The sequence below is a fragment of the Streptomyces sp. CB00316 genome, assembly GCF_001905595.1.
Classification (GTDB): domain Bacteria; phylum Actinomycetota; class Actinomycetes; order Streptomycetales; family Streptomycetaceae; genus Streptomyces.
This window is the reverse complement of sequence record NZ_LIXI01000011.1, coordinates 405423-430350: the sequence shown is the minus strand read 5'-3', so window position 1 is coordinate 430350 and position 24928 is coordinate 405423. Positions and strand designations below refer to the sequence as shown.

Here is a 24928-nt window from a genome sequence, read left to right as displayed (position 1 = left end):
CAGGCACTCGCCGCGGCCGTCCAGGGCATCGACGCCCTCAACCGCGGCGACGTCGGCGTCCGCTCACTCCAGGAACACGCCGAACATCTGACGGCGACTCGCGACTAGCAGCCCAGCAGGGGGACACCGGAAACGGTGTCCCCCTCTCTGTGGGCCCCACCGAGCCACTGAGCACTTGAGCCACTGAGCACCTGAGGACCTCTCTCCATGTACAAGTTCTTCTTCCGGCTGGTCTTCAAGCGGATGGACCCCGAGCAGGCCCACCACACCGCCTTCCGCTGGATCCGCCTCGCCGCCCGCATCCCCGTCCTGCGCACCTTCGTCGCCGCCGCTCTCGCGCCCCGCTACAAGGAGCTGCGCACCGAGGCACTCGGCCTGCGGATGCACGGCCCCTTCGGGCTGGCCGCCGGCTTCGACAAGAACGCCGTCGCGATCGACGGCATGGCGATGCTCGGCTTCGACCACATCGAGATCGGCACCGTCACCGGCGAACCGCAGCCCGGCAACCCCAAGCAGCGCCTCTTCCGCCTCGTCGCGGACCGTGCGCTGATCAACCGCATGGGCTTCAACAACGAGGGCTCCTCCGCCGTCGCCGCCCGTCTCGCCTCCCGTAATCCGGTCTTCCGCACCACGGTCGGTGTCAACATCGGCAAGACCAAGGTCGTGCCGGAGGCCGAGGCCGCCGCCGACTACGTGAAGTCCACCGAGCGGCTGGCCGCCCACGCGGACTACCTGGTCGTCAACGTCTCCTCGCCCAACACCCCGGGCCTGCGCAACCTCCAGGCCACCGAGTCCCTGCGGCCCCTGCTGACCGCCGTCCGCGAGGCCGCCGACCGTACCGTCACCTCCCGGCGCGTACCGCTGCTCGTCAAGATCGCCCCGGACCTCGCGGACGAGGACGTGGACGCGGTCGCCGACCTCGCCGTGGAGCTGGGCCTCGACGGGATCATCGCCACCAACACCACCATCGCCCGCGAAGGGCTCGGGCTGAAGTCCGCCCCCGCCCAGGTGGCCGAGACCGGCGGGCTCTCCGGCGCACCCCTCAAGGAGCGCTCCCTGGCCGTCCTGAGCCGCCTGTACGCCCGTGTCGGGACCCGGATCACCCTGGTGGGTGTCGGGGGCGTCGAGAGTGCCGAGGATGCCTGGCAGCGCATCCTGGCGGGTGCCACCCTCGTACAGGGCTACAGCGCCTTCATCTATGAGGGCCCTTTTTACGCACGCGCCATCCACAAGGGCCTCGCGGCCCGGCTCGCCGCATCCCCCTACGCCACCCTCGCCGAGGCCGTCGGCGCCGAGACCCGGAAGAAGGCCGCCCTGTGACACCCGAACCCTTCGGCGCGCGGCTGCGCCACGCCATGGACACCCGCGGGCCGCTCTGCGTCGGCATCGACCCGCACGCCTCCCTGCTCACCTCCTGGGGGCTGAACGACGACATCGCCGGCCTAGAGCGCTTCACCCGGACCGTCGTGGAGGCGCTGGCCGACCGGGTCGCCGTCCTCAAGCCGCAGTCGGCGTTCTTCGAGCGGTTCGGCTCGCGCGGCGTCGCCGTCCTGGAGAAGGCCGTCGAAGAGGCGCGGGCCGCCGGTGCGCTGGTCCTGATGGACGCCAAGCGCGGCGACATCGGCTCCACCATGGGTGCCTACGCGGCGACCTACCTGGACAAGGACTCCCCGCTCTTCTCCGACGCCGTCACCGTCTCCCCGTACCTCGGGTTCGGCTCGCTGCGCCCCGCCCTGGACGCGGCCGCCGTCTCCGGGGCCGGCGTCTTCGTCCTGGCCCTCACCTCGAACCCGGAGGGCGCCGAGGTCCAGCGAGCCACCGCCGCCGACGGCCGTTCGCTGGCCCAGCTGATGCTGGACCACGTGGCGGCGGAGAACGAAGGGGCGGTTCCCCTCGGCTCGGTCGGTGCGGTGGTCGGGGCGACGCTCGGGGACGCGGGGGTGAATCTGGCGATCAACGGACCGCTCCTCGCGCCCGGCATCGGTGCCCAGGGGGCGACCCCGGCGGATCTTCCGACGGTGTTCGGCGACGCGGTCGGCAACGTGGTGCCGAGCGTGAGCCGGGGCGTGCTGCGCAACGGTCCGGACGCGTCAGGGCTGCGCGAAGCGGCCGGACGGCTCGCGGACGAGGTCCGCAGCGCCGTCTCCGGCAGTTGACCCTGGCACGTTTACAGGCTGTTGACGAATTACTGACCAGAAACCCGGTGGATATGCGTTAAATGTCCTGGTCGGCCAAGGCTGACCAGGACTTTTCGTCTGTTCTCGCTGACTAGAGCGGCCCTGGCCGCTAGTCTCCGTCGAGAGCAGACGGGCACAGTGTGTTCGTCGCTCACCTGGTGGAGGGCGTCCAGCCTTCCCACCGGTCCGTATCCGACAGATCGACATCCGAGGTGACGTAGGCGTGGCTCTTCCGCCCCTTACCCCTGAACAGCGCACAGCCGCGCTCGAAAAGGCCGCCGCGGCTCGCCGGGAGCGGGCCGAGGTCAAGAATCGACTCAAGCACTCCGGCGCCTCCCTCCATGAGGTCATCAAGCAGGGCCAGGAGAACGACGTCATCGGGAAGATGAAGGTCTCCGCCCTCCTGGAGTCCCTGCCCGGCGTCGGCAAGGTCCGTGCCAAGCAGATCATGGAGCGTCTGGGCATCTCCGAAAGCCGCCGGGTCCGGGGTCTCGGCTCCAACCAGATCGCGTCCCTGGAGCGCGAGTTCGGTGGCAGCGCCGCCTGACGTTCCGCCCGAGGTTCTCAGGCACCCCTGAGAACCTGGATAATCGCTCCATGGCTGCAACATCCCGGGGGACGTCCCCCGTACCCCCGGACGTACGTCCGCGGCTGACCGTGCTCTCCGGCCCCTCAGGGGTCGGCAAGAGCACGGTCGTCGCTCATATGCGCACCGTGCACCCCGAGGTCTGGCTCTCCGTGTCGGCGACGACCCGTAAGCCCCGCCCCGGGGAGCGCGACGGCGTGCACTACTTCTTCCTCGACGACGAGGAGTTCGACAAGCTCGTCGCCAACGGTGAGCTGCTGGAGTGGGCCGAGTTCGCGGGCAACCGCTACGGCACGCCGCGCCGGGCCGTGCTCGACCGCCTGGAGGCGGGCGAGCCGGTCCTGCTGGAGATCGATCTCCAGGGTGCGCGGCTGGTCCGCCAGTCGATGCCCGACGCGCGCCTGGTCTTCCTGGCTCCGCCGAGCTGGGAGGAGCTGGTGCGACGGCTCACCGGCCGGGGCACCGAGGCGCCGGATGTGATCAAGCGCAGGCTCACCGCCGCGAAGGTCGAACTGGCCGCCGAAACCGAGTTCGATACGACGCTCGTCAACACCTCCGTCGAGGACGTGGCCCGTGAGCTGCTAACGTTGATGCTGCAGGCTTCCGACCACCCTGACAGCAGCGGCTGAACGCTACGCCGCGGCTGGCCCGGAGTTCGACCCCGTGTCCGACTCGCCGGAATCCGCACTATCAAAGATTTCTTTGATCTTTACCCCCTTCGGAAGGCAGAGAGTGTCCTCTTCCATCACCACGCCCGAGGGCATCATCAACCCGCCGATTGATGAGCTCCTCGAGGCCACCGACTCGAAGTACAGCCTGGTCATCTACGCCGCCAAGCGCGCGCGTCAGATCAACGCGTACTACTCGCAGCTCGGCGAAGGTCTCCTTGAGTACGTCGGTCCGCTCGTCGACACCCACGTGCATGAGAAGCCGCTGTCGATCGCGCTCCGCGAGATCAACGCGGGCCTGCTGACCTCCGAGCCCATCGAGGGCCCCGCTCAGTAAGCAGGACAGCACCTCGCACCCCTCTCAGGCCCGGCGGCCCGCCCGCCGGGCCTGAGGTGTGTCCGGGGCCGGGTGGGCACAGGGTCCGCGCCGTGAGGCAGCATGGGAGCCACGTTCTTACGTTGCCGAGTGCGGGGAGACGCAGTGGACAAGCCGAAGGTCGTCCTGGGGGTCAGCGGGGGCATCGCCGCCTACAAGGCGTGCGAGCTGCTGCGCCGGCTGACCGAGTCCGGGCACGATGTACGGGTCGTCCCGACCGCCTCCTCGCTGCATTTCGTGGGCGCCGCCACCTGGTCCGCGCTCTCCGGCCATCCCGTCTCCGACCAGGTCTGGGACGACGTCCACGAGGTGCCCCACGTACGGATCGGGCAGGGCGCCGACCTCGTCGTCGTCGCCCCGGCCACCGCCGACGTGCTGGCCAGGGCAGCCCACGGCCTCGCCGACGACCTGCTCACCAACACCCTCCTGACCGCCCGCTGTCCGGTGGTCTTCGCCCCCGCCATGCACACCGAGATGTGGGAGCACCCGGCCACCCAGGAGAACGTCGCCACTCTGCGCCGCCGGGGCGCCGTCGTCATCGAGCCCGCGGTGGGGCGGCTCACCGGCGTCGACACCGGCAAGGGCCGGCTGCCCGACCCGGGCGAGATCTTCGAGGTCTGCCGCCGGGTGCTGGCGCGCGGAGTCGCCGAACCCGACCTCGCGGGCCGCCATGTGGTGATCAGCGCGGGCGGTACCCGCGAGCCCCTTGACCCGGTGCGCTACCTCGGCAACCGGTCCTCCGGCAAGCAGGGCTACGCGCTGGCGCGCACCGCCGTGGCCCGGGGCGCCCGCGTCACCCTGATCGAGGCCAACACCGGGCTGGCCGACCCGGCCGGCGCCGACGTCGTACGGATCGGTACGGCGGTCCAGCTCCGGGAGGCCGTCCTGAAGGCCGCCGCCGACGCGGACGTCGTGGTGATGGCGGCGGCCGTGGCCGACTTCCGGCCCGCCGAGTACGCCACAGGCAAGATCAAGAAGAAGGACGGCGAGGAGGCGCCCGTCGTCCCCCTGGTCCGCAACCCCGACATCCTCGCCGAGGTCGCCGCCGAGCGGGCCCGGCCGGCGCAGATCGTGGTGGGTTTCGCCGCCGAGACCGACGACGTCCTCGCCAACGGCCGGGCCAAGCTCCGCCGCAAGGGGTGCGATCTGCTCGTGGTCAACGAGGTGGGGGAGCGCAAGACCTTCGGCTCCGAGGAGAACGAGGCGGTCGTCCTCTCCGCCGACGGAACGGAGACCCCCGTGCCGTACGGGCCCAAGGAAGCGCTTGCCGACACGGTCTGGGATCTGGTTTCGGGAAGGTTCCAACAGATGTGACATTCAACCCCCCGGGTGAACCAGAGTGGTTCATAACGGGATGTAACCACCGTGCGGGACGGTGGATTATCCTTCAGGTGTCCGCCGCGTCACGGGCTGTCGCGCTCCAAAGGGCGAGACGCATGCCCCGGCCGTCGGACGTGACCGATAAACTGGTCGACGGTACGTACCGAGCGCAGCTCTCGGCCGTGCCACCCATGATCAGCCAGCAGCCGCTGCAACCCCAGGGAGCGATGTGTCCCGCCGTCTCTTCACCTCGGAATCTGTCACCGAGGGTCACCCCGACAAGATCGCTGACCAGATCAGCGACACGATCCTCGACGCGCTCCTGCGCGACGACCCCGCCTCGCGCGTCGCCGTCGAGACCTTGATCACCACCGGTCTGGTGCATGTCGCGGGCGAGGTCACGACCAAGGCCTACGCCGACATCCCCAACCTCGTGCGCAACAAGGTGCTGGAGATCGGCTACGACTCCTCCAAAAAGGGCTTCGACGGTGCCTCCTGTGGCGTCTCGGTCTCCATCGGCGCGCAGTCGCCGGACATCGCGCAGGGTGTCGACACCGCGTACGAGAAGCGCGTCGAGGGCGATGAGGACGAGCTCGACAAGCAGGGCGCGGGCGACCAGGGCCTGATGTTCGGGTACGCCTGCGACGAGACCCCCGAGCTCATGCCGCTCCCGATCCACATCGCGCACCGTCTCTCGCGGCGCCTGTCCGAGGTGCGGAAGAACGGGACGATCCCCTACCTCCGCCCCGACGGCAAGACCCAGGTGACCATCGAGTACGACGGTGACAAGGCGGTCCGTCTGGACACCGTGGTCGTCTCCTCGCAGCACGCCAGCGACATCGACCTGGACTCGCTGCTCGCTCCCGACATCCGCGAGTTCGTCGTCGAGCACGTGCTCACGCAGCTCGTCGAGGACGGTATCAAGCTGGACACCGAGGGCTACCGCCTCCTGGTGAACCCGACCGGCCGCTTCGAGATCGGCGGCCCGATGGGCGACGCCGGCCTCACCGGCCGCAAGATCATCATCGACACCTACGGCGGCATGGCCCGCCACGGTGGCGGCGCCTTCTCGGGCAAGGACCCGTCCAAGGTCGACCGCTCGGCGGCGTACGCGATGCGCTGGGTGGCCAAGAACGTGGTGGCCGCCGGGCTCGCCACCCGCTGCGAGGTCCAGGTCGCCTACGCGATCGGCAAGGCCGAGCCGGTCGGTCTCTTCGTCGAGACCTTCGGCACCGCCGCCGTCGACACGGAGAAGATCGAGAACGCGATCGGTGAGGTCTTCGACCTCCGCCCGGCCGCGATCATCCGCGACCTCGACCTGCTCCGCCCGATCTACGCCCAGACCGCAGCGTACGGGCACTTCGGCCGCGAGCTCCCCGACTTCACCTGGGAGCGCACCGACCGCGTGGACGCCCTCCGCGCCGCCGCCGGTCTTTAGCAGCACCGGACGGACATCGGCACGACAGCGGGGCCCGGACACCGAACGCGGTGGCCCGGGCCCCGCTGCTCTGCGCCCGGCCGGCACTGTCAGTGCCGTCTGGTAGGAATTTGGCTGTGAGCAGCGAGAACGAGCAGTCCGCCGAACCGGGTGCAGGGGCGGCCGAGCCCGGTGCCGGGGCGCCGGAGCAGCTTGCGCTGATCCGGGAGACCGTGCGCCGGGCCAAGGTGCCGCGCGCCAAACCGCGCACCTGGCGCGGCGCCGCGCTGGCCAAGGAGCTGCCCGTGGCCCGGGTGCTGGTGAACAAAGGCGTCCTCCACCTCGACCAGTTCTTCGACTACGCGGTTCCCGAGGAGCTGGACGCCGACGCCCAGCCGGGCGTGCGCGTACGCGTGCGGTTCGGCGCCGGGCGCCACAACGTCCAGTTCGGGCGGCGCGAGGGGGGCGGCCTGATCGACGGGTTCATCGTCGAGCGCCGCGCCGACTCCGACTACCAGGGCACGCTGGCCGCCCTCGCCTATGTGGTCTCCCCGGAGCCGGTCCTCGGGCCCGAGCTGCTCGCCCTCTCCCGCGCCGTGGCCGACCGGTACGCGGGCAGCCTCGCCGACGTCCTCCAGCTCGCCGTCCCGCCGCGCAACGGCCGCGCCGAGTCCAAGCCCTCCCCGGAGCCGCTACCACCGCCCCCGCCCCCGGAGCAGGGCACCTGGGAGCGGTACGGCCAGGGCCCCGCCTTCCTCCGTGCCCTGGCCGAGGGCGGTGCGCCCCGAGCCGTCTGGACGGCCCTGCCGGGACCGCACTGGCCCGCCGAGATCGCCCGAGCCGTCGCGGCGACGCTCTCCTCCGGGCGCGGCGCCCTCGTCGTCGTCCCGGACGGGCGGGTCGCCGGACGGATCGACGCCGCCCTGACCGAAGTGCTCGGTGCGGGCCGGCACGCCCTGCTCACCGCCGACTCCGGCCCCGAGAAGCGCTACCGCCAGTGGCTCGCCGTGCGCCGGGGCTCGGTGCGGGCGGTCGTCGGGACCCGCGCCGCCATGTTCGCCCCCGTCCGGGACCTCGGCCTGGTCGCCGTCTGGGACGACGGGGACTCCAGCCACAGCGACACCAACGCCCCCTTCCCGCACGTCCGCGAGGTCCTGGAGCTGCGGGCCGCCCAGGGACGGTGCGCCTTCCTGCTCGGCGGCACGAGCTGCACGGTGGAGGCGGCCCAGCTCGTGGAGAGCGGCTGGGCGCTGCCCCTGATCGCGGACCGGGAGCAGCTGCGACGGGCCGCGCCCCTCATCCGTACGGTCGGGGACGGTGAGCTGGCCCGGGACGGCGCCGCCCGCTCCGCCCGGCTGCCCAGCCTCGCCTGGCAGACGGTGCGCGACGGCCTGCGCAGCGGTCCGGTGCTGGTCCAGGTGCCCCGCCGGGGTTACGCGCCCCGCCTCGCCTGCGAGCGCTGCCGCACCCCCGCCCGCTGCCGGCACTGCGCGGGCCCTCTGGAAGCGCCGGACCAGCAGGACCTGAACTGCGCCTGGTGCGGGCAGGCCGAGCGGGCCTGGCACTGCGCGGAGTGCGGCTCGGGCCGGCTGCGCGCCCAGATCGTCGGTGCCCGCCGCACCGCCGAGGAGCTGGGCCGGGCCTTCCCCGCCGTGCCCGTCCGTACGTCGGGGCGCGACCACATCCTCGACGCGGTCCCGGCCGCCCCCGCGCTGGTCGTCTCCACGCCCGGCGCCGAGCCCGTCGCCGAGGGCGGCTATGCCGCGGCGCTGCTGCTGGACGGCTGGGCCATGCTCGGCAGGCCCGACCTGCGGGCGGGGGAGGAGGCGCTGCGCCGGTGGACGGCGGCGGGCGCGCTGGTACGCGGGCAGGACGAGGGCGGCACGGTGGTGATCGTCGCCGAGCCGACGCTGCGCCCGGTACAGGCGCTGGTCCGCTGGGACCCGGCCGGCTTCGCCCGGCGTGAGCTGGCGGACCGCGCCGAGCTGTGCTTCCCGCCGGTCTCCCGGATGGCGTCGGTGACCGGCCCCGCCGAGGCCCTGGCATCCTTCCTCACGGCTGCCGACCTCCCTCCGGAGGCCGAGATCCTGGGCCCGGTGCCGGTCCCGTCGGCCGAGCCGGGGCGCCCGCGCAGACCCTCGGACGCGCCGCCCGGCGAGAGCTGGGAGCGGGTTCTGGTGCGAGTGGTGCCCGGGCGCGGGGCGGCGCTCGCGGGTGCGCTGAAGACGGCACAGGCGGCGCGTACGGCCAAGGGCGGGGGAGACCAGGTGCGGATCAGGATCGATCCGCCGGACATCGGGTGAGTGCCCCTGGGGGCGGGGCGGCGGGCCGGGGATACCGCCGCTCCGGTGGCTCGCCCTCGGCGCCCAGGGGCAGCGGGGGCGTCGTGCGTACGGTCAGCCGTTGCGCGGGCCGGGGAAGGCCCCGGGGCGCAGCTCCTCACGGACCGGCTGCGGGCCCGCCGGCGGCTGCGGCGGCATCGAGCGGGCCGCGGGCACGGAGGGCACCGGGGAGACGGCGCCGCCGGAGGCCGATCCCGGCAGGCCGGATCCCACGGAGACCGGGCGGGGCGCCGCCGCGGTCTCGGTCGCCTCGGCCGCCGCGGACTGCGCGGTGGCCCGGCGCGTTCCGTAACGGCGGTGCACCGCCTGTTTGGTGACGCCCAGGGCCGAGCCCACCGCGTCCCAGGAGAAGCCGAGCGAGCGGTCGAAGTCCACCGCTGCGGTGACCAGGGTCTCGACGCTGTCCCGCAGCTCCTGGGCCAGGCGGACGGTGGGGGCCGGGGCCCTGCCGTAGACGACGAAGCCCGCGGAGGGGCCGGAGCGGCGCGGGCGGTAGACGTTGCCCAGCTGGGCGGTGAGTGTGCGTAGCGCGTCCACCTGCCGCCGGACCCGCTCGATGTCCCGCACCAGGAGATGCAGGCTGGCCCGCGCTTGGGCGTCGTGGGTTGCGTGGTCGGCCATGAAGAAGCCTCTCGAACCGGCGTTGAAAGGGATCGGGCCGCATCGGGGCGGCCCGCTTCGGTCAATCTCCTTTGACCAACGCCCGAGCCGGGTATGTGGTCACGCTATCGGGGCGTATGTGCATATGCACGGGGCGTGCGCGGCGCACGTGCGCCCCCTGATCGCCGGGCAGGCGAAGCGGCTGAGCCCCCCATACGCTCCGGAGGCCACCCCCTAGACTGGTGTGCTGCTCGTCACCGTACGTCCTGGCCCCGCAGGGCCCGAGAGTCCGAGAAGCCCGAGAGGCAGTCAGCCACCCATGAAGCTCGTCTTCGCCGGCACCCCTGAGGTCGCCGTCCCCGCCCTGGACGCCCTGATCGCCTCCGACCGCCATGAGGTGGCCGCCGTCGTGACCCGTCCCGACGCCCCCGCCGGGCGCGGCCGCCGGCTGGTGGCCAGCCCGGTGGCCGAGCGGGCGGCGGAGGCCGGGATCGAGGTCCTCAAGCCGGTGAAGCCCCGGGACGAGGAGTTCCTCGCCCGGCTGCGGGAGATCGCCCCGGACTGCTGCCCGGTCGTCGCCTACGGGGCCCTGCTGCCCAAGGTGGCCCTGGACGTGCCCGCCCGCGGCTGGGTCAACCTGCACTTCTCGCTGCTGCCCGCCTGGCGCGGCGCGGCGCCCGTGCAGCACTCGGTGATGGCCGGGGACGAGGTGACCGGCGCCTCGACCTTCCTGATCGAGGAGGGGCTTGACTCCGGCCCGGTGTACGGCGTCCTCACCGAGGAGATCCGCCCCACCGACACCAGCGGCGACCTGCTCACCCGGCTCGCCTTCGCCGGTGCCGGGCTGCTCGCGGCCACCATGGACGGCATCGAGGACGGCACCCTGCACGCTGTGCCGCAGCTCCACGACGCCGTCACCCTGGCCCCGAAGATCACCGTGGAGGACGCCCGGATCGACTGGTCGGCCCCCGCCCTGCGCGTCGACCGGGTGGTGCGCGGCTGCACCCCCGCGCCCGGCGCCTGGACCCTGTTCCGGGGCGAGCGGCTCAAGCTCGTCCAGGCGACGCCTGTCCTGGACCGCACCGACCTGGCGCCCGGCGAGCTCTCGGCGGCGAAGAACAACGTGTACGTGGGCACCGGCTCGCACGCCGTCGAGCTGCTCTGGGTCCAGCCGCAGGGCAAGAAGCCGATGAGGGCCGCCGACTGGGCGCGCGGCGTCCGGATCGTCCACGGCGAGCTGCTGGGGGCGTAGCACCCTTCGCCCGGGGAACCTCTCGTACGAGGGGCCGGGGACGGCGACGTACGCTGGGAGAGTTCGCCCTCTCACCATCTGCGGAGCACCTTTCACGTGAACGACCAGCCGCGTCGCCGTCCCGCCAAGCCCCACCGCCGCCCCCAGAAGGACCCCGTCCGGTTCCTCGCCTTCGAGGCGCTGCGGGCGGTCGACGAGCGGGACGCGTACGCCAACCTCGTGCTGCCCCCGCTGCTGAAGAAGGCCCGCGCCAAGGGCGACTTCGACGGGCGGGACGCGGCGCTGGCGACCGAGCTGGTCTACGGGACGCTGCGCCGCCAGGGCACCTACGACGCGATCGTCGCGGCCTGCATCGACCGGCCGCTCCGCGAGGTCGATCCGCCGGTCCTCGACGTCCTCGACATGGGCGTCCACCAACTGCTCGGCACCCGTATCCCGACGCACGCGGCCGTCTCCGCCAGTGTGGAGCTGGCACGGGTGGTGCTGGGCGAAGGCCGTGCGAAGTTCGTCAACGCGGTGCTGCGCAAGGTCACCGCGCACGACCTGGACGGCTGGGTGGAGAAGGTCGCGCCCTCGTACGAGGAGGACGCCGAGGACCACCTCTCCATCGTCCACTCGCACCCGCGCTGGATCGTCTCGGCGCTCTGGGACGCGCTCGGCGGCGGCCGTGCGGGGATCGAGGACCTGCTCGAAGCCGACAACGAGCGGCCCGAGGTGACCCTGGTGGCCCGCCCCGGCCGCTCCACCACCGACGAGCTGGAGAAGGCGCTCGGCGACGAGAACTCGCTGCCGGGCCGCTGGTCCCCGTACGCCGTCCGGATGGCCGAGGGCGGCGAGCCCGGCGCGCTCACGGCGGTCCAGGAGGGCCGCGCGGGCGTCCAGGACGAGGGCAGCCAGCTGGTGGCCGCCGCGCTCGCCGCGGCCCCCGTGGAGGGCCGCGACACCCGCTGGCTGGACGGCTGCGCCGGCCCTGGCGGGAAGGCCGCCCTGCTGGCCGCCATCGCCGCCGGCCGGGGCGCGACCCTGGTGGCCGCCGAGAAGCAGCCGCACCGGTCGCGGCTGGTCGAGCGGGCGCTCGCCGGCAACCCGGGCCCGTACCAGGTGGTCACCGCCGACGGCACCCGCCCGCCGTGGCTGCCCGGCACCTTCGACCGCATCCTGATGGACGTGCCGTGCTCCGGTCTGGGCGCGCTGCGCCGCCGCCCGGAGGCCCGCTGGCGTCGTCGCGCCGAGGACCTGGAGAGCTTCGCCCCGCTCCAACGCGGGCTGCTGCGCGAGGCGTTGAAGGCCGTGCGGGTCGGCGGCGTCGTCGGCTACGCGACCTGCTCGCCGCATCTCGCGGAGACCCGGGTGGTCGTCGAGGACGTCCTGAAGGGGCGCGGCGGCGAGCCGGTGGAGGCGGAGTGGGTCGACGCCCGTCCGCTGATGCCCGGAGTGCCCGCGCTGGGGGACGGGCCGGACGTCCAGCTGTGGCCGCATCTGCACGGGACGGACGCCATGTATCTCGCTCTGCTCCGCAGGATCGGCTGAATATCGCCCCGTCAGAGAGCCTTCCCGGATGGTAAAAGAACAGTAAAGCGCAGGCAAAATGCGCAGAATGTGCAAACTGTGATGGCCGGGTGAGCCCTCGGCGAACGCCGAGGCGGGGAACCGGCGCGGAACGTGGCAGGCTTGGGGCATGGCGCAGATCAACCCCAGCATCCTGTCCGCCGATTTCGCGCGTCTCGCCGAGGAGGCGAGGGCCGTGGAAGGCGCGGACTGGCTCCATGTCGACGTGATGGACAACCACTTCGTGCCCAACCTGACCCTCGGCGTGCCGATCGTCGAGGCGCTCGGCAAGGCCACGGACACCCCGCTGGACTGCCACCTCATGATCGAGGACCCGGACCGCTGGGCCCCGCAGTACGTGGAGGCGGGCGCCGGCTCGGTCACCTTCCATGTGGAGGCCGCGGCGGCGCCGGTGCGCCTGGCGCGGGAGATCCGGGCGAAGGGGGCACGGGCCTCGATGGCGCTCAAGCCCGCGACGCCCATCGAGCCGTACGAGGACCTCCTCCCCGAGCTCGACATGCTGCTGATCATGACGGTCGAGCCGGGCTTCGGCGGCCAGGCCTTCCTGGACATCATGCTGCCGAAGATCCGCCGCACCCGGGAGTTGATCGGCAAGCACGGTCTCGACCTCTGGCTCCAGGTCGACGGCGGGGTCTCGGCCTCCACGATCGAGCGCTGTGCCGAGGCGGGCGCCGATGTGTTCGTCGCGGGTTCGGCGGTGTACGGAGCCGAGGACCCGGCGGCGGCGGTGCGGGGTCTGCGGGCGCGGGCGGAGGCGGTCACGGCCGCCGCGCCCTGGGCATGCGGCCACTGAACGAAGGGCAGATGAACGCGGCCCGACGGGGCCGATCAAGGATCGCCGGATCTGACAGGATGAAGGCGTATCGGGCGTGTGAACAGCAGTGAGGAGATCGCGGTGTCTGGCATCTCGGCGGGTCGGTCAGCCATGCGGATGGGACCCGCGGAGCTGGTGCAGGCGGCGGCCATGGCCCGCCGGTTCTACCTGGAGGGCAAGTCCAAGATCCAGATCGCCGAGGAGTTCGGCGTCAGCCGCTTCAAGGTGGCCCGGGTCCTGGAGACGGCCCTGGAGCGTGATCTCGTACGGATCGAGATCCGGGTGCCGGCCGAGCTGGACGCCGAACGCTCCGACGCGCTCCGGGCCCGCTACGGGCTGCGCCACGCGGTCGTCGTCGAGTCCCCGGCCGAGGAGCAGGAGGACGCCCCCGACCCGGAGAACCTGGGCGAGGTCGCGGCCGACCTCCTCGGCGAGCTGGTGGCCGAGGGCGATGTGCTCGGCCTGGCCTGGGGCCGCTCCACCATCCATATGGCGGCGGCGCTGGACCGGCTCCCGCCCTGCACGGTCGTCCAGCTGACCGGGGTCTACGACGCGGGCACCGCGGAGCGCGGCTCCGTCGAGGCGGTCCGCCGGGCCGCCCAGGTCTCCGGTGGCGAGGCCCACCCGATCTACGCCCCGATGCTGCTGCCCGACCCGGCGACGGCCGCCGCGCTGCGCGAGCAGACGGGCATCGCCCGCGCCTTCGAGTACTTCGACAAGGTGACGGTCGCCGCGGTGTCCATCGGCTCCTGGGAGCCGGGCATCTCCACGGTCCACGACATGCTCTCCGACGAGGAGCGCGCCCACTACGCCTCCCTCGGTGTCGCCGCCGAGATGTCCGCGCACCTCTTCGACTCCGACGGCCGCAGAGTCGGCCGCGACCTGGGCGAGCGCTGCATCACCGTCGAGGCGGACCGGCTGCGCCGGATCCCCGAGGTGGTGGCGATCGCGGGCGGCCTGCGCAAGGCGGCGGCGATCGGCGCCGTACTGCGCTCGGGCCTGGTCACCAGCCTGGTGACGGACACCGCCGCGGCCGACTACCTGCTCACCGAGTCGCCGGCCGGAGTCCGGCCGGCGCTGGAGCGGGCCGACCCGGACGGGGAGTGACCCCGAGCGGAAGCTGACGGAAGGAGGCCGGGCACCCTCAGGGGTGCCCGGCCTCCTTCCGTAACGCCTCAGCTCGGGCGCGGAGCCTCCGCCGCGGCCGCCGCGTGGTCGGGCGTTATGCCCAGCACGGTCTCCTCCAGATACTCCTGGGGCTCCTCGTACTGGCCCACGTCGGCCGGGTTGTAGCGCGGGGTCTGGCGCGACCAGTCCAGGTTCCCGCGCATCCAGCTGCGCATCCCGTCGAGGTAGGGCACCAGCAGACCGGTCAGCTCCGGATACATCTCCAGCAGCTCGTCCTCGGCGGTCAGGAACCGCTCCGTCTCCAGCGCCAGCCGCTCCGCGACATGGTCCAGCGCCTGCTGCTCGCCGAGGCCCCGGTGGTGGCGGACCAGGTGGACGAGGTTGTGGATCTCGCCGAGCACCTGCTCCTTCTCGAAGGAGTAGACGTCGTTGGCCCAGCACACATGGTTGCAGGAGGCTTCCAGGGCGGTGATGAACCGGGGGTCGTTGTGGAGCGACTCCGGGGCCTCGATGCCGGTGACGATCTCTATGAGGTCCATGCAGACGTGGATCGCCCCGGTGTGCCGCCGCTTGGCGATGTACGTCTCCTCGGACGGCACCACGTCGTTGGCGCGGTTGCCCGCCTCCCAGGTGGTGGCCGTCGTGAGGTAGGTGATCAGATGCCAGGCGAACCGGGTCCGCCAGTGGGGCGCCGCGTTCGGCGTCGTACGTTCCCACAGGTCCATCAGGGCGATCACGGCGGCCGGGAGCTCCTCGCCGGGCAGGGGGCTCGGAGCGGCGCCGTCCACGACGGCGCGCATCCGCTCCACCACGGCGCGCACCAGCTCGGGGGAGCGGCCGAGATGGCCGTCGTCGAGCTGGTCGTCGACGAGGAAGAGCCAGACGAACCAGTCGGCCACCAGGTCGAGGTGTTCCGGCCCGGCCGTCGGGTAGACCATCCCGACGAACGCGCCGAAATCGGCTTGCTCGAAGCGGTTCATCGCGGACTCGCGGTGCACCAGGCCCGTCTGTCTGATCCAGGTGGCCAGGTGACCGCGTGTGTGTCCGACGTGTGGGTTGGTCCGCTGAGGGAACGGGCAGTAGATGTCCGGCAGTTCGCTGTCCACAGGCGGATCTGGATCCTCTCCGGTCAAACGGTGTGCCGGGGGCGTCCGATGTGCCGGAGCGGCACCTCGGACACCCCCGAGACCTGCGGCTTTGAAGCTACCTGACCCCTTGTCACCGGGTCCAGGGATGGTGATCACGAATGAATCGAATCCCGTTCGGGTAGAGTCCGTGGGTAAGGCAGGTTCCACTTGCCCGGGACCCCCCGACCGCCTCCCCGGAGGCCTCCAAGAGCCTTTTGGAGGAACAGACGAACGCGGGGGTCTTTTGCTGTGTCTTCGTGGAAACGACCTGCACCGTTTCGTATGAAAAAATGAGTGTTATGCGCTTTCTTGAGCCGGGCACCGGTCGCTACACAGACTCCTCCGTGGTTCCGTACGACCTCACGTACGACGACGTCTTCATGGTTCCGGGCCGCTCCGCCGTCGGATCCCGCCAGGCGGTGGACCTCTCCTCGCCCGACGGCACGGGTACGACGATCCCGCTCGTGGTCGCCAACATGACCGCCATCGCGGGCCGTCGGATGGCCGAGACCATCGCCCGCCGGGGCGGACTCGTCGTCATCCCCCAGGACATCCCGATCGAGGTCGTCACCGACGTCATCACCTGGGTCAAGACGCGCCACCTCGTCCTGGACACCCCCATCGAGCTGGCCCCCGGCCAGACCGTCGCCGACGCCCTGTCCCTGCTGCCCAAGCGGGCGCACGGCGCCGGCGTCGTCGTGGACGAGGACCGGCGCCCCGTCGGCGTCGTCACCGACCACGACCTGACCGGCGTCGACCGCTTCACCCAGCTCTCCGAGGTCATGTCCAAGGACCTGGTGGTCCTGGCCGCGGGCATCGACCCGCGCGAGGCTTTCAACAAGCTCGACGGCGCCAACCGCAAGCTCGCCCCCGCCGTGGACGAGGACGGCCGGCTCGTCGGCATCCTCACCCGGAAGGCCGCCCTGCGCGCCACGCTCTACACCCCCGCCACCGACGCCCAGGGCCGGCTGCGCATCGCGGCCGCCGTGGGCATCAACGGCGATGTGGCGGGCAAGGCCAAGCAGCTCCTGGACGCGGGCGTCGACACGCTCGTCGTGGACACCGCCCACGGCCACCAGGAGTCCATGATCAGCGCGGTCCGCGCCGTACGGGCGCTGGACCCGCAGGTCCCTATCGTCGCGGGCAACATCGTCGCCGCCGAGGGTGTGCGCGACCTGATCGAGGCGGGCGCCGACATCATCAAGGTCGGCGTAGGCCCCGGCGCCATGTGCACCACCCGGATGATGACCGGCGTCGGCCGGCCGCAGTTCTCCGCCGTCCTGGAGTGCGCCGCCGAGGCGAAGAAGCACGGCAAGCACGTCTGGGCGGACGGCGGCGTCCGCCACCCGCGCGACGTGGCCATGGCGCTCGCCGCCGGCGCGTCCAACGTGATGATCGGCTCCTGGTTCGCGGGGACGTACGAGTCGCCCGGCGACCTCCAGCAGTCCGCCGACGGCCGGTACTACAAGGAGTCCTTCGGGATGGCATCGGCGCGTGCCGTGAAGAACCGTACCTCCGACGAGTCCGCGTACGACCGGGCCCGCAAGGGGCTCTTCGAGGAGGGCATCTCCACCTCGCGGATGTTCCTCGACCCGACCCGCCCGGGCGTCGAGGACCTGATCGACTCGATCATCGCGGGAGTCCGCTCCTCCTGCACCTACGCGGGCGCGGCCTCCCTGGAGGAGTTCGCCGATAAGGCGGTCGTCGGCGTGCAGAGCGCCGCCGGATACGCCGAGGGCAAGCCGCTGCACGCCAGCTGGAGTTGATCCCGCAGATCCGCGACACCCCCGCCCCTTCCGGTGATCCCCGCCGGGAGGGGCGGTGCCGTACGTGGCCTTTCGAGGCGGTCGGTATCCCACTTCAACTCTGTTGAAACATAAGTAATATGAAGCCCAATCAGCTGCCTCCCTCTCTGCGGTAAGGGATCTCATGTCCTTCTTCACTGACCTGGCCCATCAGTACATCGACGGCGAGTGGAGGCCGGGGAAGGGGTCCTGGGACATCATCGACTTCAACCCCTTCGACGGCGAGAAGCTCGCCTCGATCCCCGTCGCCACCGCCGAAGAGGTCGACCAGGCCTACCGCGCCGCGGAGCGCGCCCAGCAGGCGTGGGCCGACACCAACCCGTACGCCCGGCGCACGGTCCTGGAGAAGGCGCTGCGGATCGTCGAGGAGCGGGAACCGGAGATCGCCGAGGCCATCGTCGCCGAGCTCGGCGGCACCCACCTGAAGGCCGGCTTCGAGCTGCACCTGGCCAAGGAGTTCCTGCGCGAGGCGACCCAGCTCGTCCTGCGCCCGGCCGGCCAGATCCTCCCCTCGCCGACCGAGGGCAAGGAGAACCGCGTCTACCGGGTGCCCGTCGGGGTCGTCGGGGTCATCAGCCCCTTCAACTTCCCCTTCCTGCTCTCCCTCAAGTCCGTCGCCCCCGCCCTCGCCCTCGGCAACGCGGTCGTCCTCAAGCCGCACCAGAACACCCCGATCTGCGGCGGCACCCTGCTGGCCAAGGTCTTCGAGGACGCCGGGCTGCCCGCCGGGCTGCTCAACGTCGTCGTCACCGACATCGCCGAGATCGGCGACACCCTGCTGGAGCACCCCGTGCCGCAGGTCATCTCCTTCACCGGCTCCGACAAGGTCGGCCGGCACGTCGCGACCGTCTGCGCCGCCAACCTCAAGCGTGCCGTCCTCGAACTCGGCGGCAACAGCGCCCTGATCGTGCTGGACGACGCCGATGTGGACTACGCGGTCGACGCCGCGGTCTTCAGCCGGTACGTCCACCAGGGCCAGGTCTGCATGGCCGCCAACCGGATCCTGATCGACCGGTCGATCGAGGCGGAGTTCACCGAGAAGTTCGTCGCCAAGGTCGCCTCCCTCACCGTCGGCGACCCGGCCGACCCGGCCACCCAGATCGGCCCGCTGATCAACTCCTCGCAGGCCGAGTCCATCTCCCGGCTCGTCGACGAGACGGTCGAGTCCGGCGCCACCGCCCTGCTCCACGGCCGCGCCGACGGCAACCTGGTCAGCCCCTCCGTGCTGACCGGGCTCCCCGCCGACTCGCCCGTCCTCCAGCAGGAGATCTTCGGCCCGGTCGCCCTGCTCGTCCCCTTCGACGGCGAGGACGAGGCCGTCCGCATCGCCAACGACACCCCGTACGGTCTCAGCGGCGCCGTGCACACCGGCAACATCGAGCGCGGCGTGCGGGTCGGGCAGCGCATCCACACCGGCATGATCCACATCAACGACGGCACCGTCCACGACGAGCCGATCGTCCCCTTCGGCGGCGAGAAGAGCTCGGGCCTCGGCCGGCTGAACGGTGAGTCGATGGTGGAGGCCTTCACCACCCAGAAGTGGATCTCCGTCCAGCACGGTCGCTCGCAGTTCCCGTTCTGACCCACGGGCCACCCACTGCCCCTGCGCCGAGCACGCCCCCGACGGCGGCTCATGGTCTACTGCGGGAGGTGGCACCCGCCGCCTCCCGCCGGCCAGACCCACCGCAGAGAAGTGAACCGCCCGACGTGCGCCTGAACGACCTCGACGAACGCATCGTCCACGCCCTCGCCGAAGACGCCCGGCGCTCCTACGCCGACATCGGCGCGATCGTCGGCCTCTCCGCCCCCGCCGTGAAACGCCGCGTCGACCGGCTCCGCGCCGAGGGCGCGATCACCGGCTTCACCGTGCGCGTCGACCCGGCCGCGCTCGGCTGGGAGACCGAGGGGTTCATCGAGATCTACTGCAGCCGCAACACATCCCCGGAAGCGATCAAGCAGGGCCTCGCCCGCTATCCGGAGATCGCCGCCGCCTCCACCGTCACCGGGGACGCGGACGCGGTCGTCCAGGTCTTCGCCGCCGACATGCGCCACTTCGAGCAGGTGCTGGAGCGGATCGCGGGGGAGCCGTACGTGGAACGCACGAAGTCGGTGCTGGTGCTCTCACCGCTGCTGCGCAGGTACTCGGCGGAGGCCCCGCCCGCCTAGAACAGGTGGTGCACATCACCCCGCTGACCTGCGGTGACGCCCGACGCAACATTTCGCCGCCAGGAGTCCTTCCGGCGCAACGAATCGACGGTCGGTGCGCAACACTCGCGCCTTGTCCGGGCCGATCCGGGCCACGTACCTTCGATACGTCTCCCCACCCCGCCCGCACCGTCCGAGGTCAGCCATGCCGCCGTTGCGTACCGCCCTGCTCCAGAGTTCCGGACGGCCCGGTGTCGTCGCCGAGAACCTGGAGACCCTGGACGAGGCAGCCGCGCGTGCCGGCGCATCGGGCGCCCGGCTACTGGTCGCCCCCGAGCTGTTCCTGACCGGGTACGCCATCGGCGACGCCGTCCCCGAGCTGGCCGAGCCCGTCGACGGCCCCGGCGCCCAGGCCGTCGCCGAGATCGCCGTACGCCACGGCCTCGCCGTCCTGTACGGCTACCCGGAGCGCGACGGCGAGCGGATCTTCAACGCCTCCCAGCTCATCGGCCCCGACGGGGCGCCGCTGGCGAACTACCGCAAGACCCACCTCTTCGGCTGCTTCGAACAGGAGTGGTTCACCCCCGGCGAGCGAGCCGTCGTCCAGGCCGACCTGGACGGCCTCCGCATCGGCCTGCTGATCTGCTACGACGTCGAGTTCCCGGAGAACGTCCGGGCGCACGCCCTCGCAGGCACCGACCTGCTGCTGGTGCCCACCGCGCAGATGCACCCGTTCCAGTTCGTCGCCGAGTCCGTCATCCCCGTACGGGCCTTCGAGAGCCAGATGTACGTGGCGTACGTGAACCGCACCGGCCCGGAAGGCGAGTTCGAGTTCGTCGGGCTGAGCTGCCTGGCCGGCCCCGACGGCACCGTGCGCACCCGCGCCGGCCGCGGCGAGGAGCTCGTCGTCGGCGAGGTGGATCCGGAGTTCCTGGCCGCGTCCCGCACCGCCAACCCCTACCTGCACGACCGCCGCCCCGGTCTGTACGGCTCCCTCGGCTGAGCCCGCCCCGAAGAACTTCCTCTCCCCGTCATCGCGCAAGGAGTCCGTACCCCATGACGTCCACGGTGCCCAACGCCGTCCAGCACACCGACGCGGCCGCCCCGCCGATCACCATGTTCGGGCCGGACTTCCCGTACGCGTACGACGACTACCTCGCCCACCCGGCCGGCCTCGGCCAGATACCGGCGACCGGGCACGGCCAGGAGGTCGCCGTCATCGGCGGCGGGCTCTCCGGCATCATCGCCGCGTACGAGCTGATGAAGATGGGCCTCAAGCCCGTCGTCTACGAGGCGGACCGGATCGGCGGCCGGCTGCGGACCGTCGGATTCGACGGCTGCGACCCCTCGCTCACCGCCGAGATGGGCGCGATGCGCTTCCCGCCGTCCTCCACGGCGCTCCAGCACTACATCGACCTGGTCGGTCTGGAGACCCGGGCGTTCCCCAACCCGCTCTCCCCGGCCACGCCCTCGACCGTCGTCGACCTCAAGGGCGAGTCCCACTACGCCGAGACCATCGACGACCTGCCCCAGGTCTACCGTGACGTGGCGAACGCCTGGAACGCCTGCCTGGAGGAGGGCGCCGACTTCTCCGACATGAACCGGGCGCTGCGCGAGCGCGACGTCCCGCGCATCCGCGAGATCTGGTCGCAGCTCGTCGCACGGCTCGACAACCAGACCTTCTACGGCTTCCTCTGCGAGTCCGAGGCATTCAAGTCCTTCCGGCACCGCGAGATCTTCGGCCAGGTCGGCTTCGGCACCGGCGGCTGGGACACCGACTTCCCCAACTCCATCCTGGAGATCCTGCGGGTCGTCTACACCGAGGCCGACGACCACCACCGCGGCATCGTCGGCGGCAGCCAGCAGCTCCCGCTGCGCCTGTGGGACCGCGAGCCGCAGAAGATCGTCCACTGGCCGCTGGGCACCTCGCTGGCCTCCCTGCACGGCGGCGAGCCGCGCGGCGCGGTGACCCGGCTGACCCGTACCGCGGGCAACCGCATCACGGTCACCGACGCCACCGGCGACATCCGGACCTTCCGGGCGGCCGTCTTCACCGGCCAGTCCTGGCTGCTGCTCTCCAAGATCGACTGCGATGACGCGCTCTTCCCGATCGACCACTGGACGGCGATGGAGCGCACCCACTACATGGAGTCGTCCAAGCTGTTCGTGCCGGTGGACCGGCCGTTCTGGCTGGACAAGGACGAGACCACCGGCCGCGACACCATGTCGATGACGCTGACCGACCGGATGACCCGGGGGACGTACCTCCTGGACGACGGCCCGGACAAGCCCGCCGTCATCTGCCTCTCCTACACGTGGTGCGACGACAGCCTGAAGTGGCTGCCGCTCTCCCCGCAGGAGCGCATGGAGGTCATGCTCAAGTCGCTCGGGGAGATCTACCCGAACGTCGACATCCGCAGCCACATCATCGGCAACCCGGTCACCGTCTCCTGGGAGAACGAGCCCTGGTTCATGGGCGCGTTCAAGGCGAACCTGCCCGGCCACTACCGCTACCAGCGGCGGCTGTTCACCCACTTCATGCAGGACCGGCTGCCCGAGGACAAGCGCGGGATCTTCCTCGCCGGGGACGACATCTCCTGGACGGCCGGCTGGGCCGAGGGCGCCGTACAGACAGCGCTGAACGCGGTGTGGGGCGTCATGCACCAGTTCGGCGGGGCGAGTGACCCGACCAACCCCGGCCCCGGCGACGTCTTCGACGAGATCGCGCCGGTGGAACTTCCGGAGGACTGAGCCGAGGGCTCCGCGCGGGCGTCAGCGGCAGGGGGTGAGCAGGAAGCGCACCACCAGCCCGGCGCCCGCGTCGGTCTGCTGCCGCAACTCCTCGGCCGACGAGGGGAGTCCGCGCAGCCGCCAGAGCACCCGGGCCGTCGACCAGGCGGCCCCACGGGCCCGCTCCAGGCTCCAGGAACTCACCAGGTGGGTCAGCGGATCCGTGATCCGGAGCAGATCGGGGCCCGGCATCAGATCGTCGTGGATCCGCTCCTCCAGCGACGCGAGGAGATCACCCGCCCGCTCGAACTCCCCCTCCAGCGCGGCAGGTTCGCAGTCGCGTGTACGGCAGGTATCCACCACGGCCAGGGCCAGGTCGTGCGCGACATGCGCATGGAGCCCGGCCAGGGCGAACTGCACCGGACGTACGCCGGGATGCCGCCGGTACGGGAACAGCGGACGCCAGCACTCCGGCGGACGCCCGCCCGCCTCCGCCGCGTCGAGAGCCGCCAGATAGCGCTCCGTGAGCCGCGCCTCCAGCGTTCCGGCTGCCTCCCGGTCGGCGGGGCCACCGTGCCCGGCGGTCCCGCCCACCACCGTCAGGTAGGCCTGGTGGAAGACCCCGACACCGCCCCCCGGTGGCCACCGGGGGCGGAACGCGCGCATCCGCTCGATCACCGTGTCCACCTCCGCCACGAGGGTGCCGGGTCCGGCCGGGTCCGCGAACTCATCGATCTGCGCCATGTGCGGAGCCTGGCAGCCATAGGCTCGGCACGGCCCCGACCGGTCGAAGGTTCATCGGAACGGACGAACGACGGCAAATGCCGGCCGTCGCCTCGGCCGTCTTGGCGATCGGTGCCACGGCCGGTCCGACCGAGGCCGGGTAGGACGAGCGGCGGACCACGGCCCTACCGGAGCCGCCGCCCCCGCGAGGCCCTCGCCGACGGCCCCCCGCCCCCAGGAACCGCTCTTCCGCGACCCGGGGTCCAGGTCGTCCAGTGGGTGCGGGCCAACCCCGACGACCCGCGCCGCCCGCTGATCGAGTCCCGGATCGCGGCGCAGCCGGCGGCGGTCCGGTTCGCGCGATCACGATCACCGGGCCCGCGCCGAGCCACCGGGCGAACTCCCGTATCCAGGCGTCGCACGCCGCGATGTCCGACGCTCCGCCCTGCGAGGCCCCGCCGCAGTCCCGGTCGGGTATGGCGTACGGACGAGCACCGGGATCCGCCCGGCGGCGGCGGCCGCGACCCGGGTGACGCCTCGGACCGCCCCCGGCGACCTCCCCCGGGTTGTCCACGCAGGCCGGCGGGCGCCTCATCGACGCATGCCTCTGGGTGAGGCTGCCGGGCGAGTCCGACGGCTGCACGGCCGCACCGGGCGCCTTCTCCCCGGCGTACGCCCACGGGCCGGCCACCGGCTGAGCCCGGTCGGGCTCAGGCCTTCCCTGGCCCCGGCTCCCCGTCGCCGGGCTCCTCGTCGTACGCCGACGTGCCGGAGTCCAGCAGTGGTTCCTGGGTCTTGAGGTGGGCCGGGGCGAAGGCGCGCAGTACGTGGTAACCGGTGATCACGACGAGGGTGCCGAGCGCGATGCCGCCCAGCTCGAAGTTGTCCGTGATCTTCAGGGTGACCCCGCCGACGCCGATGATGATGCCCGCCGCTGCCGGGACCAGGTTGAGCGGATTGCGCAGGTCCACCCGGCCGTTGAGCCAGATCTGGGCACCGAGCAGGCCGATCATCCCGTACAGGATCACGGTGATCCCGCCGAGCACCCCGCCCGGGATCGCGGCGACGACCGCGCCGAACTTGGGGCAGAGGCCGAAGAGCAGGGCGAAGCTGGCCGCCGCCCAGTAGGCCGCCGTGGAGTAGACCCGGGTCGCGGCCATCACGCCGATGTTCTCGGAGTACGTGGTGTTGGGCGGGCCGCCCACGGCGGTGGAGAGCATCGACGCCGCGCCGTCCGCCGCGATGGCGGTGCCGAGCTTGTCGTCCAGCGAGTCGCCGGTCATCTCGCCCACGGCCTTCACATGGCCCGCGTTCTCCGCGACCAGCGCGATCACCACGGGCAGGGCCACCAGGATCGCGGACCACTCGAAGGCCGGGGCGTGGAAGGACGGCAGCCCGATCCAGTCCGCCGCGCCCACCCCCGAGAGGTCGAGGCGCCAGTGGTCGACGGCCTCCGCCCCGCCCGCCGGGGAGTGGATCTTGCCGAACACCAGGTCCAGCAGCCAGGAGAGCAGGTAGCCGAAGACCAGGCCGAGGAAGATCGCGATTCGGGAGAGGAAGCCGCGCAGGCACACCACGGCCAGGCCGGTGAAGAGCATCACCAGCAGCGCGGTCCACTGGTCCTGCGGCCAGTAGGTGGACGCGGTCACCGGCGCCAGGTTGAAGCCGATCAGCATCACCACCGCACCGGTCACCACCGGCGGCATCGCCGCATGGATGATCCGCGCGCCGAACCGCTGCACCGCGAGCCCCACCAGGAACAGCGCCGCGCCGACCACCAGCACCGCACCCGTGACGGTCGCGCTGTCACCGCCGCTCGCCCGGATGGTGGCCGCGACCCCGACGAAGGAGAGCGAGCACCCCAGATAGCTGGGCACCCGGCCCTTGGTGGCCAGCAGGAAGATCACGGTCGCGACCCCGGACATCATGATCGCGAGGTTCGGGTCTAGTCCCATCAGGACCGGCGCGACGAACGACGCCCCGAACATCGCCACCACATGCTGGGCGCCGAGTCCGAACGTACGGGGCCAGGAGAGCCGCTCGTCGGGGCGGACCACCGCCCCGGGGGCGGGGGTCTTCCCGTCGCCGTGCAAGGTCCAGCGCACGCCGAGGCTCATGGTTGCTCCCTGAAGGTCTGCTCGGTGTGCCG

General features: G+C 71.8%; 21 protein-coding genes. 17 read left to right on the top strand and 4 right to left on the bottom strand.

Translation table 11 applies throughout. The features are described from left to right. Positions 1-207: 207 nt before the first annotated feature. The 8 genes from AMK21_RS28870 (at position 208) to AMK21_RS28835 (ending at position 8847) form a co-directional block, all read left to right on the top strand. Entirely contained in the window at positions 208-1320 is a 1113-nt protein-coding gene (locus tag AMK21_RS28870; protein ID WP_073882101.1) for a quinone-dependent dihydroorotate dehydrogenase, read from the top strand. Then, positions 1317-2156 carry an orotidine-5'-phosphate decarboxylase gene (pyrF, locus tag AMK21_RS28865; RefSeq protein WP_073882100.1) on the top strand — a complete coding sequence of 280 codons (840 nt, stop codon included), beginning with the start codon at positions 1317-1319 and terminating at the stop codon, positions 2154-2156. Before AMK21_RS28870 ends, pyrF begins: the two co-directional genes overlap by 4 nt. A gap of 244 nt (positions 2157-2400) precedes the next feature. Further along, positions 2401-2724, top strand: coding sequence for an integration host factor (locus tag AMK21_RS28860; protein WP_030584134.1), 324 nt, complete (start codon positions 2401-2403; stop codon positions 2722-2724). A 50-nt stretch (positions 2725-2774) separates the two neighbouring features. After that, complete coding sequence (gene gmk, locus AMK21_RS28855) at positions 2775-3392, top strand: guanylate kinase (protein WP_073882099.1); 618 nt, start codon at positions 2775-2777, stop codon at positions 3390-3392. A 103-nt stretch (positions 3393-3495) separates the two neighbouring features. Continuing rightward, entirely contained in the window at positions 3496-3768 is a 273-nt protein-coding gene (gene rpoZ / locus AMK21_RS28850) for a DNA-directed RNA polymerase subunit omega (RefSeq protein ID WP_015607348.1), read from the top strand. A 144-nt stretch (positions 3769-3912) separates the two neighbouring features. Further along, positions 3913-5121 carry a bifunctional phosphopantothenoylcysteine decarboxylase/phosphopantothenate--cysteine ligase CoaBC gene (gene coaBC, locus AMK21_RS28845; RefSeq protein ID WP_073882098.1) on the top strand — a complete coding sequence of 403 codons (1209 nt, stop codon included), beginning with the start codon at positions 3913-3915 and terminating at the stop codon, positions 5119-5121. 235 nt (positions 5122-5356) lie between these two features. Next, entirely contained in the window at positions 5357-6565 is a 1209-nt protein-coding gene (gene metK / locus AMK21_RS28840) for a methionine adenosyltransferase (protein WP_015607346.1), read from the top strand. A 116-nt stretch (positions 6566-6681) separates the two neighbouring features. Beyond that, on the top strand, positions 6682-8847 hold the full coding sequence (locus AMK21_RS28835; protein WP_073882097.1) for a primosomal protein N': 2166 nt from the start codon (positions 6682-6684) through the stop codon (positions 8845-8847). A gap of 93 nt (positions 8848-8940) precedes the next feature. On the opposite strand, the gene AMK21_RS28830 is transcribed toward AMK21_RS28835, so the two are convergent. After that, positions 8941-9507, bottom strand: coding sequence for a hypothetical protein (locus AMK21_RS28830; protein WP_073882096.1), 567 nt, complete (start codon positions 9505-9507; stop codon positions 8941-8943). A 298-nt stretch (positions 9508-9805) separates the two neighbouring features. On the opposite strand from AMK21_RS28830, the gene fmt reads away from it, so the two are divergent. The 4 genes from fmt to AMK21_RS28810 all read left to right on the top strand — a co-directional run bounded on the left by fmt (position 9806) and on the right by AMK21_RS28810 (position 14228). Then, on the top strand, positions 9806-10738 hold the full coding sequence (gene fmt / locus AMK21_RS28825) for a methionyl-tRNA formyltransferase (protein ID WP_073882095.1): 933 nt from the start codon (positions 9806-9808) through the stop codon (positions 10736-10738). Positions 10739-10834: 96 nt separating this feature from the next. Next, positions 10835-12268 carry an RsmB/NOP family class I SAM-dependent RNA methyltransferase gene (locus tag AMK21_RS28820; protein WP_073882094.1) on the top strand — a complete coding sequence of 478 codons (1434 nt, stop codon included), beginning with the start codon at positions 10835-10837 and terminating at the stop codon, positions 12266-12268. Between the two features lie 148 nt (positions 12269-12416). Next, complete coding sequence (gene rpe / locus AMK21_RS28815) at positions 12417-13100, top strand: ribulose-phosphate 3-epimerase (RefSeq protein ID WP_073882093.1); 684 nt, start codon at positions 12417-12419, stop codon at positions 13098-13100. Positions 13101-13232: 132 nt separating this feature from the next. Further along, positions 13233-14228, top strand: coding sequence for a sugar-binding transcriptional regulator (locus AMK21_RS28810; RefSeq protein WP_192806783.1), 996 nt, complete (start codon positions 13233-13235; stop codon positions 14226-14228). A gap of 68 nt (positions 14229-14296) precedes the next feature. Here the strand turns inward: AMK21_RS28810 and AMK21_RS28805 are convergent, their stop codons facing one another. Then, complete coding sequence (locus AMK21_RS28805; protein ID WP_073882091.1) at positions 14297-15355, bottom strand: terpene synthase family protein; 1059 nt, start codon at positions 15353-15355, stop codon at positions 14297-14299. Positions 15356-15675: 320 nt separating this feature from the next. On the opposite strand from AMK21_RS28805, the gene AMK21_RS28800 reads away from it, so the two are divergent. The 5 genes from AMK21_RS28800 to AMK21_RS28780 all read left to right on the top strand — a co-directional run bounded on the left by AMK21_RS28800 (position 15676) and on the right by AMK21_RS28780 (position 22077). Next, positions 15676-17142 carry a GuaB1 family IMP dehydrogenase-related protein gene (locus tag AMK21_RS28800; RefSeq protein ID WP_073882090.1) on the top strand — a complete coding sequence of 489 codons (1467 nt, stop codon included), beginning with the start codon at positions 15676-15678 and terminating at the stop codon, positions 17140-17142. 163 nt (positions 17143-17305) lie between these two features. After that, on the top strand, positions 17306-18763 hold the full coding sequence (locus AMK21_RS28795) for an aldehyde dehydrogenase family protein (RefSeq protein WP_073882089.1): 1458 nt from the start codon (positions 17306-17308) through the stop codon (positions 18761-18763). A 125-nt stretch (positions 18764-18888) separates the two neighbouring features. Continuing rightward, complete coding sequence (locus tag AMK21_RS28790) at positions 18889-19347, top strand: Lrp/AsnC family transcriptional regulator (protein WP_015607336.1); 459 nt, start codon at positions 18889-18891, stop codon at positions 19345-19347. Between the two features lie 184 nt (positions 19348-19531). Next, entirely contained in the window at positions 19532-20329 is a 798-nt protein-coding gene (locus AMK21_RS28785) for a carbon-nitrogen hydrolase family protein (RefSeq protein WP_073882088.1), read from the top strand. A gap of 53 nt (positions 20330-20382) precedes the next feature. Further along, positions 20383-22077: a flavin monoamine oxidase family protein gene (locus AMK21_RS28780; RefSeq protein WP_073882087.1), complete on the top strand. Its 1695-nt coding sequence runs from the start codon at positions 20383-20385 to the stop codon at positions 22075-22077. A gap of 21 nt (positions 22078-22098) precedes the next feature. Here the strand turns inward: AMK21_RS28780 and AMK21_RS28775 are convergent, their stop codons facing one another. Both AMK21_RS28775 and AMK21_RS28760 read right to left on the bottom strand, forming a co-directional pair. Continuing rightward, entirely contained in the window at positions 22099-22800 is a 702-nt protein-coding gene (locus AMK21_RS28775; RefSeq protein WP_073882086.1) for a DUF5995 family protein, read from the bottom strand. 689 nt (positions 22801-23489) lie between these two features. Further along, positions 23490-24896: a uracil-xanthine permease family protein gene (locus tag AMK21_RS28760; protein ID WP_073882085.1), complete on the bottom strand. Its 1407-nt coding sequence runs from the start codon at positions 24894-24896 to the stop codon at positions 23490-23492. Between the last annotated feature and the right edge of the window lie 32 nt (positions 24897-24928).

What these genes read in the sequence shown, in the direction of transcription:
- AMK21_RS28785 (WP_073882088.1), top strand. Translation starts at nt 19,532, where the DNA reads ATGCCGCCGTTGCGTACCGCCCTGCTCCAGAGTTCCGGACGGCCCGGT.
- fmt (WP_073882095.1), top strand. Translation starts at nt 9,806, where the DNA reads ATGAAGCTCGTCTTCGCCGGCACCCCTGAGGTCGCCGTCCCCGCCCTG.
- AMK21_RS28795 (WP_073882089.1), top strand. Translation starts at nt 17,306, where the DNA reads ATGTCCTTCTTCACTGACCTGGCCCATCAGTACATCGACGGCGAGTGG.
- AMK21_RS28810 (WP_192806783.1), top strand. Translation starts at nt 13,233, where the DNA reads ATGCGGATGGGACCCGCGGAGCTGGTGCAGGCGGCGGCCATGGCCCGC.
- AMK21_RS28760 (WP_073882085.1), bottom strand. Translation starts at nt 24,896, where the DNA reads ATGAGCCTCGGCGTGCGCTGGACCTTGCACGGCGACGGGAAGACCCCC.
- gmk (WP_073882099.1), top strand. Translation starts at nt 2,775, where the DNA reads ATGGCTGCAACATCCCGGGGGACGTCCCCCGTACCCCCGGACGTACGT.
- AMK21_RS28775 (WP_073882086.1), bottom strand. Translation starts at nt 22,800, where the DNA reads ATGGCGCAGATCGATGAGTTCGCGGACCCGGCCGGACCCGGCACCCTC.
- AMK21_RS28830 (WP_073882096.1), bottom strand. Translation starts at nt 9,507, where the DNA reads ATGGCCGACCACGCAACCCACGACGCCCAAGCGCGGGCCAGCCTGCAT.
- rpe (WP_073882093.1), top strand. Translation starts at nt 12,417, where the DNA reads ATGGCGCAGATCAACCCCAGCATCCTGTCCGCCGATTTCGCGCGTCTC.
- AMK21_RS28780 (WP_073882087.1), top strand. Translation starts at nt 20,383, where the DNA reads ATGACGTCCACGGTGCCCAACGCCGTCCAGCACACCGACGCGGCCGCC.
- AMK21_RS28800 (WP_073882090.1), top strand. Translation starts at nt 15,676, where the DNA reads ATGCGCTTTCTTGAGCCGGGCACCGGTCGCTACACAGACTCCTCCGTG.
- AMK21_RS28870 (WP_073882101.1), top strand. Translation starts at nt 208, where the DNA reads ATGTACAAGTTCTTCTTCCGGCTGGTCTTCAAGCGGATGGACCCCGAG.